Annotated in this window: 8 protein-coding genes and 4 tRNA genes; 2 read left to right on the top strand and 10 right to left on the bottom strand. The window is 63.3% G+C overall.

Annotated elements, in window-relative coordinates:
• Positions 1-19: 19 nt before the first annotated feature.
• The 5 genes from ACN9M3_RS03555 to ACN9M3_RS03535 form a co-directional block, all read right to left on the bottom strand.
• Positions 20-95 (bottom strand) — tRNA-Trp (locus tag ACN9M3_RS03555).
• Between the two features lie 82 nt (positions 96-177).
• Positions 178-1,368 (bottom strand): elongation factor Tu, encoded by a 1,191-nt coding sequence (tuf, locus tag ACN9M3_RS03550; RefSeq protein ID WP_426320585.1) that lies wholly within the window; start codon positions 1,366-1,368, stop codon positions 178-180.
• A gap of 68 nt (positions 1,369-1,436) precedes the next feature.
• A tRNA-Thr gene (locus ACN9M3_RS03545) sits at positions 1,437-1,511 on the bottom strand.
• Between the two features lie 23 nt (positions 1,512-1,534).
• Positions 1,535-1,608 (bottom strand) — tRNA-Gly (locus ACN9M3_RS03540).
• Between the two features lie 52 nt (positions 1,609-1,660).
• Positions 1,661-1,746, bottom strand: a tRNA-Tyr gene (locus tag ACN9M3_RS03535).
• A gap of 198 nt (positions 1,747-1,944) precedes the next feature.
• Between ACN9M3_RS03535 and ACN9M3_RS03530 the strand changes: the two genes are divergently transcribed.
• On the top strand, positions 1,945-5,202 hold the full coding sequence (locus tag ACN9M3_RS03530; RefSeq protein ID WP_426320583.1) for an EAL domain-containing protein: 3,258 nt from the start codon (positions 1,945-1,947) through the stop codon (positions 5,200-5,202).
• A gap of 127 nt (positions 5,203-5,329) precedes the next feature.
• On the opposite strand, the gene ACN9M3_RS03525 is transcribed toward ACN9M3_RS03530, so the two are convergent.
• From ACN9M3_RS03525 to ACN9M3_RS03515, 3 genes are all read right to left on the bottom strand, one after another.
• Positions 5,330-6,886 (bottom strand): HDOD domain-containing protein, encoded by a 1,557-nt coding sequence (locus ACN9M3_RS03525; RefSeq protein ID WP_426167608.1) that lies wholly within the window; start codon positions 6,884-6,886, stop codon positions 5,330-5,332.
• Positions 6,887-6,910: 24 nt separating this feature from the next.
• Positions 6,911-8,563: a tetratricopeptide repeat protein gene (locus ACN9M3_RS03520; protein ID WP_426320581.1), complete on the bottom strand. Its 1,653-nt coding sequence runs from the start codon at positions 8,561-8,563 to the stop codon at positions 6,911-6,913.
• Between the two features lie 134 nt (positions 8,564-8,697).
• On the bottom strand, positions 8,698-10,275 hold the full coding sequence (locus ACN9M3_RS03515) for a DUF3369 domain-containing protein (RefSeq protein WP_426320579.1): 1,578 nt from the start codon (positions 10,273-10,275) through the stop codon (positions 8,698-8,700).
• Positions 10,276-10,420: 145 nt separating this feature from the next.
• Between ACN9M3_RS03515 and ACN9M3_RS03510 the strand changes: the two genes are divergently transcribed.
• Positions 10,421-10,912: a chemotaxis protein CheW gene (locus tag ACN9M3_RS03510; protein ID WP_426167602.1), complete on the top strand. Its 492-nt coding sequence runs from the start codon at positions 10,421-10,423 to the stop codon at positions 10,910-10,912.
• A gap of 88 nt (positions 10,913-11,000) precedes the next feature.
• Here ACN9M3_RS03510 and ACN9M3_RS03505 read toward each other — a convergent pair whose 3' ends face one another.
• Together ACN9M3_RS03505 and ACN9M3_RS03500 are read right to left on the bottom strand one after the other, a co-directional pair.
• Positions 11,001-11,945 (bottom strand): J domain-containing protein, encoded by a 945-nt coding sequence (locus ACN9M3_RS03505; RefSeq protein WP_426320577.1) that lies wholly within the window; start codon positions 11,943-11,945, stop codon positions 11,001-11,003.
• A 12-nt stretch (positions 11,946-11,957) separates the two neighbouring features.
• Positions 11,958-13,121, bottom strand: coding sequence for a class I SAM-dependent methyltransferase (locus ACN9M3_RS03500; RefSeq protein WP_426320575.1), 1,164 nt, complete (start codon positions 13,119-13,121; stop codon positions 11,958-11,960).
• Positions 13,122-13,137 lie beyond the last annotated feature (16 nt).

Genomic DNA, 13,137 nt, shown 5'->3' with positions numbered 1-13,137 from the left:
TGCCCTGCACCAGATTCGGTGGCAGGGGCGGAGGGCATCGAACCCCCAACCTTCGGTTTTGGAGACCGACGCTCTGCCAATTGAGCTACGCCCCTACGTAAAACTTTACAGTGGAATCCGTAATTCTAGCACCCATCAGCGACGGGCGCTAGTCTTGGCTGGATTCTTTTCGACTACTTAGTCGATGATCTTGGCAACCACGCCGGCGCCAACGGTACGACCACCTTCGCGGATTGCGAAGCGCAGGCCTTCTTCCATAGCGATCGGGGAGATCAGCTTCACGGTGATGGAGACGTTGTCGCCTGGCATAACCATTTCCTTGTCCGCTGGCAGCTCGATGGAGCCGGTCACGTCGGTGGTACGGAAGTAGAACTGTGGACGGTAGTTGTTGAAGAACGGGGTGTGACGGCCGCCTTCATCTTTCGACAGAACGTAGATCTCGCCGGTGAAGTGAGCGTGCGGCTTGATCGAGCCTGGCTTCGCCAGAACCTGACCACGCTGAACGTCTTCACGCTTGGTGCCGCGCAGCAGCAGACCAACGTTGTCGCCGGCCTGACCCTGGTCCAGCAGCTTGCGGAACATTTCCACGCCGGTGCAGGTGGTCTTGACGGTGTCAACGATACCAACGATTTCGATTTCTTCGCCGACCTTGATCACGCCGCGCTCAACACGACCGGTCACCACGGTGCCGCGGCCGGAGATCGAGAACACGTCTTCCACTGGCATCAGGAAGGTGCCGTCAACAGCGCGCTCTGGGGTTGGGATGTAGGAATCCAGCGCATCAGCCAGACGCATGATGCAGTCTTCGCCCATTTCGCCAGCAGCGCCTTCCAGGGCCATACGTGCCGAACCCTTGATGATTGGCAGGTCGTCGCCTGGGAATTCGTACTTGGACAGCAGCTCGCGCACTTCCATTTCGACCAGTTCCAGCAGTTCTGCGTCGTCAACCAGGTCGCACTTGTTCAGGAACACGATGATGTATGGAACGCCAACCTGACGTGCCAGCAGGATGTGCTCGCGGGTCTGTGGCATTGGGCCGTCAGCTGCGGAGCAAACCAGGATCGCGCCGTCCATCTGCGCAGCACCGGTAATCATGTTCTTGATGTAGTCGGCGTGGCCTGGGCAGTCAACGTGAGCGTAGTGACGCGATGCGGTCTCGTACTCGACGTGGGCGGTGTTGATGGTAATGCCGCGTGCTTTTTCTTCTGGAGCAGCGTCGATCTGGTCGTAAGCTTTCGCTTCGCCGCCGAACTTCTTCGACAGGACGGTTGCGATTGCGGCGGTCAGGGTGGTCTTGCCATGGTCAACGTGACCGATGGTGCCAACGTTCACGTGCGGCTTAGTCCGCTCGAACTTTTCTTTTGCCATTTTAGACTCCTAACAAATGTTGATTTGCTGGGCACGCGCCCGACTAACAGATAGATACTGCAGAATTCTGGTGCCCTTGACGTGGATTGAACACGTGGCCTCTCCCTTACCAAGGGAGTGCTCTACCACTGAGCTACAAGGGCTTATTTTTACTACTGTGCTGCTATGGAGCGGGTGAAGGGAATCGAACCCTCGTCTTAAGCTTGGAAGGCTTCAGCTCTACCATTGAGCTACACCCGCGAGGTTCCGACTACTTTCGACTACTACTCTTCACTCAGCTTCCTGCAAGCTTTGGTGGAGGGGACTGGATTCGAACCAGTGTACTCATAAGAGGGCAGATTTACAGTCTGCTGCCTTTAACCACTCGGCCACCCCTCCGCGAAGGAACCGCAGAGTATGAAGCAACTTTCTAACACTGTCAAGAACGTTATTTGCTTATTTCGCAAACGCTGCATGACGTGCGCTTCGGGGCGAGATTGTAATGGCTAGTCCTGCAAATTTGCAAGTGTTGTTTTTGGGTTGCACCGTTTGCTATAAAATCGGTCAACTTGTCCTGTGCCTCCGAGCGCTCATTCTGTGAAGAATACCTCTCCCGGCTGGCCGCAAACATTGGCCGCCAACCTGCTGATGCTGGCGGCTTACGCGGTCATCGGCCGCTTTTGCCTCTACCTGTCGCTGGCGCCCGGTTATGCCAGCCCGCTCTTCCTGCCGGCCGGGATTGCCCTGGCTGGCGTGGTCACCTTTGGCCCGCGCTTGCTGCCAGGGGTTGCGGTCGGCGCCCTGCTGATCAATTTCCTGCCCCTGCCGGGCGCGCCCAATCCGCTGACCCTGCCACCGTTGCCGCAAGGACTGGCTGCGCTTGCCGCCGCTTTCGGCTCCGCCCTGCAAGCCTGGCTGGGCGGCCTGTATTTCCAGCGCGCCATCCGCCCGGAAATCGGCGCCGGCCGCGATGTGCTGCGCTTCCTGTTGCTGGCGGTTTGCGTCACGCTGGTGAGCAGTACGCTGTCCAATCTTGCGGCCGTTGCCGCCGGCGCCATTGCCCCAGCGGAGCTGCTGACAAGCTGGCTCACCTGGTGGATCGGCGATGCCATCGGCGTCCTGCTTGCGGCGCCGCTGTGCTGGGTGCTGTTCGGCCAGCCGCGCGCGCTGTGGCAGCGCCGCCGCCTGCTGGTGGGCGTGCCGCAACTGTTCCTGGTCACCCTGTGCGTCATGCTGTACGTGCTGGTGGCGCGCTGGGAAACCCGGCAGCACCTGGAAGGCTTCCGTCTCAAGGCGCAACAGGTAGGCGACTTGCTGCAGTCGCGCTTCAGCGAGCATGAGCGCTATGTCCTGGCCATGGCGCGCGCCATCAACCGCTATGGACGCGTGATGTCGGCGCAAGGCTTCGACAAGATTGCGCACGGTTACCTCGACCAGCGCCCTGAATTGCTGTCCATGGCCTGGTTGCGCCTCGTGTCGGAGGCGGAACGGCCGGCTTTCGAAACCTGGGCGCGCGATGCCATCGACCCCGATTTCCGCATGATCGCCCCCGCCACCGGTCCCGGCCACACGCACAGCCACGCCGCCTCCAAGCAGCCAGAGGTGCCGCCAGGCGACCACATGGTGACACTGTTCATCGAGCCTGCCGCGCGCCGCCATTACCAGGGCCTGGACTGGCTGGCCGAACCGGTACGCGCCCAAGCGGTGCATGAGGCGCTGCGTACCGGCAAGCCGGTCGCCAGCGCACCGGTGGCACTCTCCACGCCTGGCGAAGGCAGCGGCGTGGTCTTGCTGCAAGCCGTCGACCCGGGCGACGGCCAGCCGGCGGCGGGCATGCTGCTGCTGGCCATGCAGATCGACTCCTACGTCAACGGGGCGCTGGCCAACGCCGATTTCCCGCATATCCAGGCGCGCCTGGTGGATCGCAGCATGCCCGGCCCGACAACGCTGATCGACCAGCTGTCGCGCGCGCCGAACGACGAAGACTATTGGCGCAAGCTCAGCCTTGGCGGCCGCGACTACGAACTGGTGCTGGTTCCCTCGGCGGCCTACATGGTGCACCAGCATGGCTGGCAAAGCTGGCTGGTCCTGAGCGCGGGCCTGATGCTGACCGGCCTGCTCGGCGCCCTGATGCTGCTGACCAGCGGCGAACGCGCCCAGATCCAGCAACAGGTGAAAGAAAGCACGATACGCTTGCGCGAACGCGAAGCGCGCCTGCAGGCCATCCTCGACAAGGCGGCCGACGCCATCCTGACCATCGATGCCGAGGGCTTGCTGGTGTCTGCCAACGCGGCGGCCTGCCGCCTGTTTGGCTATCCGACGGAAGCGCTGTCGGGCATGCCGCTGGCGATCCTGCTGCCGGAAGCGGAAAGCGACAGCGCGGCGCGCCTGCTGCGCAATATCGCCGGCGGCGCCACCCACGAACACGAATCAAGCGGACGCCGGCACGATGGCAGCATCTTGCCGATTGCAATTTCAGTGAGCGAGGTCGAGCTCCCCGACGGCAATGTGTTCGTCGCCATCCTGCACGACCTGACCGAGCAGCAGCGCGCGCAGGAACGCATCTACAAGCTGGCCCACCACGATCCGCTGACCGGTCTGGATAACCGCCTGTCGCTCAACCTGCGCCTCGACCAGCTGCTGGCGCAAACCCGGCGCGCGAACGGCACGGCGGCAGTGATGTTCCTCGACCTCGACCACTTCAAGAAAATCAACGATACCCACGGCCACGCCACCGGCGACCAGTTGCTGGTGGCCGTGGCCGACCGCCTGCGCGACTTGCTGCGCGAAGTCGACACCATCGCCCGGCTGGGCGGCGATGAATTCATCGTGGTCACGGGCGGCAACGTGACGCCGGCCGAAGCGAGCCAGATTGCCGTGCGCATCGTGGCCGCCCTGGCCGAGCCGTTCCAGCTGGCGGGCAAGACCATCCACACCGGCACCAGCGTCGGCGTGGCCATGTTCCCGCCCGATGGCCACGACAGCGCCACCCTGCTACGACATGCGGATACGGCGATGTACGCTGCCAAAAGCCAGGGCCGCGGCAACTTCCAGTTCTTCGAAGCGGCCATGAATGCCGCGACCCACGACAGGCTGATGATGGAAAACCGCCTGTGGCAGGCGCTGGAGCGCAAGGAGTTCGAGCTTTACCTGCAGCCGCAGGTGGAGCTGGCGACGCGCCGCGTGATCGGCGCCGAAGTGCTGCTGCGCTGGCACCATCCGGAGCTGGGCATGGTGGGACCGGACCGCTTCATCCCGATCGCGGAAGAGTCGGGGCTGATCCTGCCGCTGGGGGAATGGGTGCTGCAGCAGACCGTTGGCCTGCTGCGACGCTGGGAAGGTTCGTTGCGGCTCGCGGTCAACCTGTCGGCGCGCCAGTGCCACGGCGGTGCGCTGTTGCCGCTGCTGGACCAGTTGCTGCGCGAGAGCGGGATTGATCCCTCCTTGCTGGAGCTGGAAATCACCGAATCGGCGGCGATGCAGGATCCGGAGCGTAGCCGCGAACTGTTGCGCGAGCTGCGGGCGCGCGGGATCAAGGTGGCGATCGATGATTTCGGGACCGGGTATTCGTCGCTCAGCTACCTGAAGTTGTTCGAGATCGACCGGATCAAGATCGACCGGGGGTTTGTGAAGGATATCGAGAGCGATCCGAATGATGCGGTGATCGTTACCGCGACCATCGGGCTGGCGCATGCGCTGGGGCTGGGGGTGGTGGCGGAGGGTGTTGAAACCGAGGCGCAGGTGGAATTCTTGCGCAGCAAGTATTGCAACGAGGCGCAGGGGTATCTGTTTGCGCGGCCGATGCCGGTTTCTGAGTTTGAGGCTCTTGCCGGGCGGCTGCCGGAGACCGCTTAAAACCGGTAAACCGGGGTCAGACCCGAAGGGTCAGACCCCCAACGGCTTCCCTGCCGCGGGGGTGGTTCCGGGCCTTTGACTTTTTGAGAAGGGTCTGACCCTTGGGTCGGACCCGGGTTTACCGGTTCTAGGGCGACAAGGCCGCCAACACCTGCGCCTTCAACGCCCGAATCAGCGAAGTCTCATCCGGCGGCACGCCTTCCGGCGCCGGCAGCGCCCGATCCGCATAGAACAAGCCAAGCTGCACGCCCTGCACCACCAGCGGCAGCACGATAAAGCTGCGCGCATCGGGCAACAGATCCAGATGCCACTTCGGCAGCAGGTCGCGGATCTTGGCCACATTCGCATCCGCGATCATCAAATCCGCATCGTTATCCAGCGCCAGGTGGAACAGATCCTTGCCCTGCAGCGGAAACACAAACCCCTCCAGGCGCAAGGCCCGCTTATCGCCCAGCGCGATACGCGCCCGGAACTGCCCCGTCTTCGCATCCTTCAGGCACACCGTCGCAAAGCGGAAGCCCATGCTGCGATACAAAGTCTCCAGCACCGCCTGCACCAGCTCATTGACGCGCGCCTTGCCCTCCACCCGCATCTCGGTCAGCTCCTGCACCCCCGCCAGCAGCTGTTCGCGTGCATCATACGGCTTGCCGCTCGGGTAAGCGCCCTCCTTCGCGCCCGCATCCAGGCTGGCCAGCGCCAGCACGCTCGGCAAGGTCCCCGCCGGTCCCGGCGCCTCGGCCGATTCCGCGTAAGGATCGCCCGGCTCACCGGCACTGCCGCCGGAAGCGCCATCCAGCTGCATGCTGTTCAACAAGGCATCCATGCTGCTGCGCGCGCGGGTCAGCACCGTGGTCACCTGCTCGCGCTCCAGCCCGAGCGCATTGCCGAAGCGCTGGTGCAGCAGCCGCACGTCGTCGGCAGCCGCGCCGCCCAGCCGGGTCAGTGCACGTGCCGCATCCATGCTGAAGTGCACCACCTGCCGTATCCACTCCGTGCGGTCCGCCGGTGGCCGCAAGGTGCTGCCATACAAGGGAGTCAACGAGCGGATGATCACATCGGGAATCTTCCATTCGCGCAGCACGGTCGCCGTCAAGGTGTCGTAGGTGCTGCCCAGGATCATTTGCGAAGCCTGGGCCTGCGAATGTTCGCCAGCCACGACCAGGGCATTGATTTCGCGGAAGCGCTCATGCTCGCGCGAGGCAATCAGCAACGGCCCCAGGTTCTTGAACAACGCGCCGATGGCCGCTTCTTCCGCCTTCTGGTAAGGGCTGTAGCGCGCCAGTTCACGCCCCACCAGGCTGGCGCACAGCGCTGCTTCGAGCTCGACCCGCACGCTTTGCGCATGCTTGCTGTTGGCCATGGTGTCGACCAGCAGCATGGCCAGCGCCGTGGTTTTCACGTTATCGAAACCAAGCAGCGAAATTGCATGGGAAATTGTGGTTACCGGCGCCCCCGACGCCTGGCGGTACTGCGGCGTATTGGCCAGGCGCAGGATCTTCTGCGTCAGCGCGACGTCGGACAGCACGTGGTAGGCCAGGCTTTGCGTGCCCTGGTCGTCCGAGTCAGCCATTTGCACTACGCGCGCGATCGACACGCCAAGCGCAAACAAGCCCTCGTCGTCGCTGCATAGCTTTTTCAGCAGGTAGGCGCGGACCGGGCGTTCTTCTGGTGGATGGGAGCTCATAGCCCATTGTAGCCCCAGCGGCTATCAGATCGCGACGCGCACCCCGGCTTCGCGCCGCGCGGCGGGACGGATGTTGTATTTCTTCAATATGTCCTGATGCAGGCCGGCCAGCGCGTTCAGCTTGTCGTTGGCAGGATCAAGGCGGCGCACCGTGGCCACCAGCGCCAGCGCATGGCGCCCGAGGGCATCGTCCCAGCCTTCGTTTTCCAGGCATTTCAGGATGGCGACCGCCGCGTTGAAGGCCACCTGCGAGTTGTCCGGCAGCTTGGCCACGGCTTCCAGCATCAGGTCGACCGCACCGCGGAAATCGCCCTTCTTGGCCAGCGCCGCGCCGGCGGCCACCATCTCGCCGACCTCGTTGCGGCTTTCGTCGGCCAGGCGCTGGCCCAACTCGGCATGGCCGCTTTTTTCCATCATGCGCATGGCGCGCTCCATGGCGCCCGGCGTGGCGGAGTTGCGCATGACGTCACGCATCACTTCCGTCGCCTGCTCCTCCTTGCCCACCTCCAGGCAGGTGCGCGCCAGTTCCATCTTCATTTCATTCGACAGGCCGCTGGCCGTGCGCACGCCCGTCACTGCATAGTCCAGCGAGGCATTCATGCGCGCCACGTTGCCGGTGAATTCATGCAGCGCGGCCGAGGCGATGGCGCTGCACACGTCGGCGTTGGGCGTGCCCGACAGCGACTTGTCGAGGTCGCGGATCACGGCGGCAGCCTGCACCGGGTCGCCCTTCTTGACCAGGGTTTGCGCCAGCCTGGCATGGTCTTCCGGCGTGCGGAACTCGGAATAGCGGGTCTTGCTGACCACCTGCTTGAAAGCGCGCTCGGCGCCATCGACGTCGCCCGCCTCCAGCGCCACTTCGCCCAGCCGCCGCAGGCGGCGCACCGCGTGCGGCGACAGTTCAACCGCATTGGCCAGTACGGCTTGCGCTGCCGCCGGGTCGCCATTTGCTTCATGCGTGCGCGCCAGCCAGTCGTAGGCATCGAGGAAGCAGGTATTCCTGCCCAGCAGGTCTTCCAGCATGGCGCGCGCTTCATCGTAGCGGCTGCGCAGGTACAGGGTCTTGGCCTGGCCCAGCCGTGCCCAGGGTACCTGGCGGCTGTTCCACAGTTCGGCATACAGCGGTTCCGCCAGGTCCGGTTCGCCGGCCTGGATGTGCATTTCGGCGCGCAGGCGGCGAAAGTCCATGGCAAAGCGCGGCTGCGCTTCCTCGCCTTCCTCGCAAGCTTCGATCGCTGCGCGCAAATCGCCCATGTCGATCAACTGGTACACCGGCAGCAAGGCGTTGCGCCGGTCGAGCGCGCGCCAGATGCGCTCCAGCATGGCATCGGCTGCGAAAGGCTTGAGGATGTAATCGTTGGGCATCAGCTCGGCGGCGCTGACTACCTTGCTGAACTCGCCTTCGCCGGTGACCATGAAGAACATGGTGGAGGCATTGACCAGGCGGTGGTGGCGCAGGTCTTCCAGCATTTGCTGGCCATCCTGGCCGCCTTCCAGGGCGTATTCGCACAGGACCAGGTCGTAGATCCGGGTTTCCAGCGCGCGGATGGCCTGGTTGGAACTGGCGGCATCGTCAATACGCACCAAACCGCACAAGCTCAGCATATTGTGCAAGCTGGCGCGCATGCTGGGGTTGGGCTCGATGACCAGCGCTGTCAGGCCCTTCAGTTCATTCATGGCTTTCGGCGTAGGACAAGAGCGAGGGCTGTCCTTATTTTAGCGCTTGCACGCTGCACGCCGTGAACTTTGGTGAGAATGAAGGTGGCAGCGCGGCGCGGCTGCCACAGTCGGGTTGCCTCAGCGGGTTTTGCTCAGGACTGGCCCAGTCCCGGGTTGCGTTCAACCACGTCGTTCAGGGCTGCCACCACCTCGGGATCGAACTGGGTGCCGGCACGGTCGCGGATGTAGGTCATGACTTCCGGGTACGGCCACGGCTCCTTGTACGGACGTTCGTGCAGCAAGGAATCGAAGACATCGACCACGGCCACGATACGCGCCGACAAGGGAATCTGCTTGCCCTTGAGCTGGTTCGGGTAGCCGCCGCCATCCCAGTGCTCATGGTGGCCGCCGGCGATTTCCGCGCCGTAAGTCAGGTAGCTGACGCCATCGACCATATTGGCTGCACGCTCCAGCACGCTGCGCCCGACGGCAGCATGGGTTTGCATCAGCGCACGCTCGTCGTCGGTGTGGGGCCCAGGCTTCAGCAGGATATGGTCCGGGGTGGCGACCTTGCCCACGTCATGCAGGATCGAAGCGAGGCCGATCATGTCGACCAGTTGCGGGGTCAGCTCGTCATCGTAGATGCCGCGCTCTTTCATGCGTGCCGCGATAGCCGAGGACAGCTGCTGCACGCGCCGCACATGGCCGCCGGTGCAGCCGTCGCGGAATTCCGCCAGGTCGGCCAGCGCCACCACCGTGGCCTCCTGCGCCTTGCGCAGCTGGCCGAACATGTACAGGTTGTCGAAGGCAGCGGCGATACGCTCGCAGAACACTTCCAGCAGGTCGCGCTGGATCTGGGCCAGCGGCCAGGGCGGCGTCACCGAAATCAGCACGTCGCGGCTTTCCTGGGTGTGGATGAACAGCACATTGGCCGGGTGTTCGAACTGGCTTTTCTTTTCCTTGAACGCCTTCTGGATGGTCGGCCACAGCGGATGGCTTTCCGGCATCTGTTCCTTTTCCGCCAGCGGCGCATAACCGCCGGTCGCCGCCACCACGGTCGTGTCGCCGGTGTCGACCTGCATCAGGCACAGCACGCCGTCCGCACCCACGTCGAGGATGGCCGACACCTGGTTCAGCACGCCCGACGCGAATTCGCGCAACGAATGGATCTGGTACAGGTTGGTCGCGCCGGCCAGGATCTTGCCCAGGCCGATGCGCGAGCGCTCCAGCATGTTCAGGCTTTCGTACGCGCGCAAGGCCGAGATCACGGTGGTGAACAGCTTCTGCGTGGTCAGCTCGGTCTTGGCCTTGTAATCGTTGATGTCGTATTCGATGATGACGCGCTGTTCCGGCGCCTGGCCCGGCTGGCCGGTGCGCAGCACCACGCGCACGATGGAATTGTGCAGCTCCTCACGGATGCGGCGCGCCAGCAGCAGGCCGGCATCGTCGGTCTCCATCACCACGTCGAGCAATACCAGGGCGATGTCCGGCGTGTCGCGCAGGATCTCGAATGCCTCGCGGCCGCTGTAGGCCGAGAACAACTCCAGCTCGCGCCCCTTGAAACTGACATTGCGCAGCGCCAGGCGGGTCACCGCATGCACGTCCTGGTCGTCGTCCACAATCAGCACGCGCCACAGCCGCTGTTCAGGGGATCCGGCCGATGGCGTTGGCTTTTCTTCTTCGTCTTCTTCGAGCAGCCAGTTGTCATCGACGGCTTGAGGGTCCGCCATGAAGTCTCCTTGGTCAAAATGCGCTAATCTTTACATCCAGCATAATCAGATTTGACTTAGCTAGCAATTAAAAATTGCCCGCTCGTAAATCGCTTTGCACTCTGATACGCTTTGACAACACAGATTTTGCTAAAGGAAAAAAACCATGCAAGTTACTGCGCAAGAAGACGCGAGCCAAGGCAAGGAATTCCTGGCATTCAAGCTGGGTTCCGAAGAGTACGGCATCGATATCCTGAAAGTGCAAGAGATCCGCGGTTACGAAGCGGTAACCCGCATCGCCAATGCGCCCGAATTCATCAAGGGCGTGATCAACTTGCGCGGCATCATCATCCCGGTAGTGGACATGCGCATCAAGTTCAAGCTGGGCGAGCCGGTATATGACCAGTTCACGGTGGTCATCATCCTCAACATCAATGGCCGCGTGGTGGGCATGGTGGTGGACTCGGTCTCCGACGTGACCACGCTGACGCCCGAGCAGATCAAGCCGGCGCCGGACATGGGCACCGCCTTCAGCTCCGAATACATGATCGGCCTCGGCACGATCGACGAACGCATGCTGATCCTGGTGGACATCTACCGCCTGATGGCCAGCCCTGAAATGGGCCTGAGCGAAACGCTGACCGCCGGCGCAGCTTAAAAGACAAAAGTCGGGGTCAGGTCTGGCAATCCGCCACATTTTTCGCATCGCGAAAAATGTGGCGGATTGCCAGACCTGACCCCGACTTTCATTTGTGCGTACAGCCGTTTTGGCCGGCGCCGAGGTTCAGGTTCTGGTAGCGAATTTCGTATTTGCCGTTCGATAGCTGGTCGACTACCAGCTTGTCGTGCGGCTGCACGTAGGCGTAGCGCACATTTGAGCGGCGCTCGAGGTCGTACACCTTGATGAAGACCGGGGCGACGTTGGCACTGTTGTCCAGCGTCAGCTGCATGTCTTCGCCTTTGTTCCCGACCGGGAAACCTTCCACGTAGCCGGACTGGACCGGCCATGGTTCGCCGTTCGGCGCGACTGATGGGGCAACCTCGGCCTCGCAATCAACCGCGGCACCGGGCAGCACTACCTGCGACAGGGCCAGCACCTTGATCGGCGGTGCTGCTGCAGCAGAGACCGACGGTTCCGGCGAGTATGGCTTGGCGACGGCCCAGCCATCGTCGGGGGTGACTTTTTCTACCCGCGGCGGGTGGATTTTCGGGGTGGCGGCGGCAGTGGCGGTCAATTCGGCAGGAGGCTTGCCGCCCCAGGCGCCGGCCAGCACGCTGGACATGGCGCGCGGCTCGGTCACCGTCAGCACCCCGCCCAGCCAGCCGGCTGCGGCGGCGCCGCCCACCGTGCCCCAGAAGCGCCAGGACTTGAGCACCCGGCGCCGGCGCGGCAGGTCGAGCTGGTCGGACCAGCCCGGCTCATGCGCCGGCTCGTGCCTGGTGCTCTCCAGCCATTCGATTTCCCATTCTTCCTGGGTGATCCACTCATCGTGCTCCTTGCGGCGTTGCGGATCGGACAACGTGCCATAGGCCGTGTTGACGATCGCCATGATGCGGGCCGCCTTCTCATCCCCGGGATTCTTGTCAGGATGATATTTCTGGCTCAGGGCCTTGTAAGCAGCACGTATGACTTCCTGTGGCGCGCCACGCGCTACCTTGAGGTTGTCATAGTGAGTATGTATCTTTCCCATCTCTCAATCATATTACAAACGGTGGCTGCGGTCGCTACGCAGCAATTGACCCGGCAATTCAATGCCATGGCCAATCACCAGCACCTTGAACAATTCTCCCATTTCGGCTGGAGAAAGCAATTTCTGCAGTGCGTTAGCGTGCGGCAGGTAATTCAGGGCGTCAGCCGGGTCGAAACGCTGCATCAGCTCACCGATGCCGGCGCCGATCAGGAAGCCGGCCTGGCTGTTATATGCCATGACGTCGGCGCCCGCGTCCTGCGCCGCCAGCGCCATCGCCGTGAAGTCGACGTGGGCGGTGATGTCCTGCAGGCCTGGCAGGTAGAACGGTTCCGCGTGGGCGTGGTGGCGGTAGTGGCACATCAGGGTGCCGGTGGCGCGGTCGCCCAGGTAGTATTCGCGCGCCGGGAAGCCATAATCAAACAGGAAGGCGGCGCCTTTGCCTTTTGCAAGCATGGCGGCCAGCGTGGCCATGAAGCCGCAGCCGGCGCCGTGCACTTCGGTCACATAGCCGACCGGCAGCGCTTTCGTATCAGGAACCTGGCGCTCGATCTGCGACTGCAGCGCGGCGTCGGCCGCCACCGGGCGCCAGGCGAAGCATGCGCCGCCTGCCTCGTCGGCCTCGGCGGCCACGTGCAGCGACTGCCAGCCGCTGTCGGCCAGGGTGATCACGTCGACCGGCATGGCATCCAGCACTTCGTTGCCGAATACCGCGCCTTCAAACGATTCCGGCAGGGCATCCAGCCAGCGCACCTGCGGGAAGGCGCGCAGCAGCTCTTGCTGGCGGGCGCGCAGTTCGCCGGAGAGTTCGACGATGGAATAGCTTTCGACCACGATGCCGGCTTGCGCCGCCTCGGTCAGGATATCCCTCGCCAGTTTGCCCGTTCCAGCGCCGAATTCAAGGATATGCGGCGCGCTTTGGTCCATAATAGCGGCTGCAACATGCGCCAGCGACTGCCCGAACAGGGCGCTCAGCTCGGGTGCGGTTGTAAAATCGCCATCCTTGCCCAGCTTGGCGGCGCCGCCGCTGTAATAGCCCAGGCCGGGCGCATACAGCGCCTGCTCCATGAAGCGGGAGAACGGAATGGCGCCGCCTTGCCGCGCGATGTCGTCGGCAATCAGGCGCTGCAGGGCTTGGGACGCGGCCAGCGCGTCGGGGGAAGGTGCTGGTAAAGACATGCCGGCATTGTAGCGG

This window comes from Pseudoduganella sp. R-43, from assembly GCF_049913255.1.
Classification (GTDB): domain Bacteria; phylum Pseudomonadota; class Gammaproteobacteria; order Burkholderiales; family Burkholderiaceae_D; genus Rugamonas.
The sequence above is the reverse complement of the archived record's forward strand: the minus strand, read 5'-3'. Positions and strand labels throughout refer to the sequence as shown.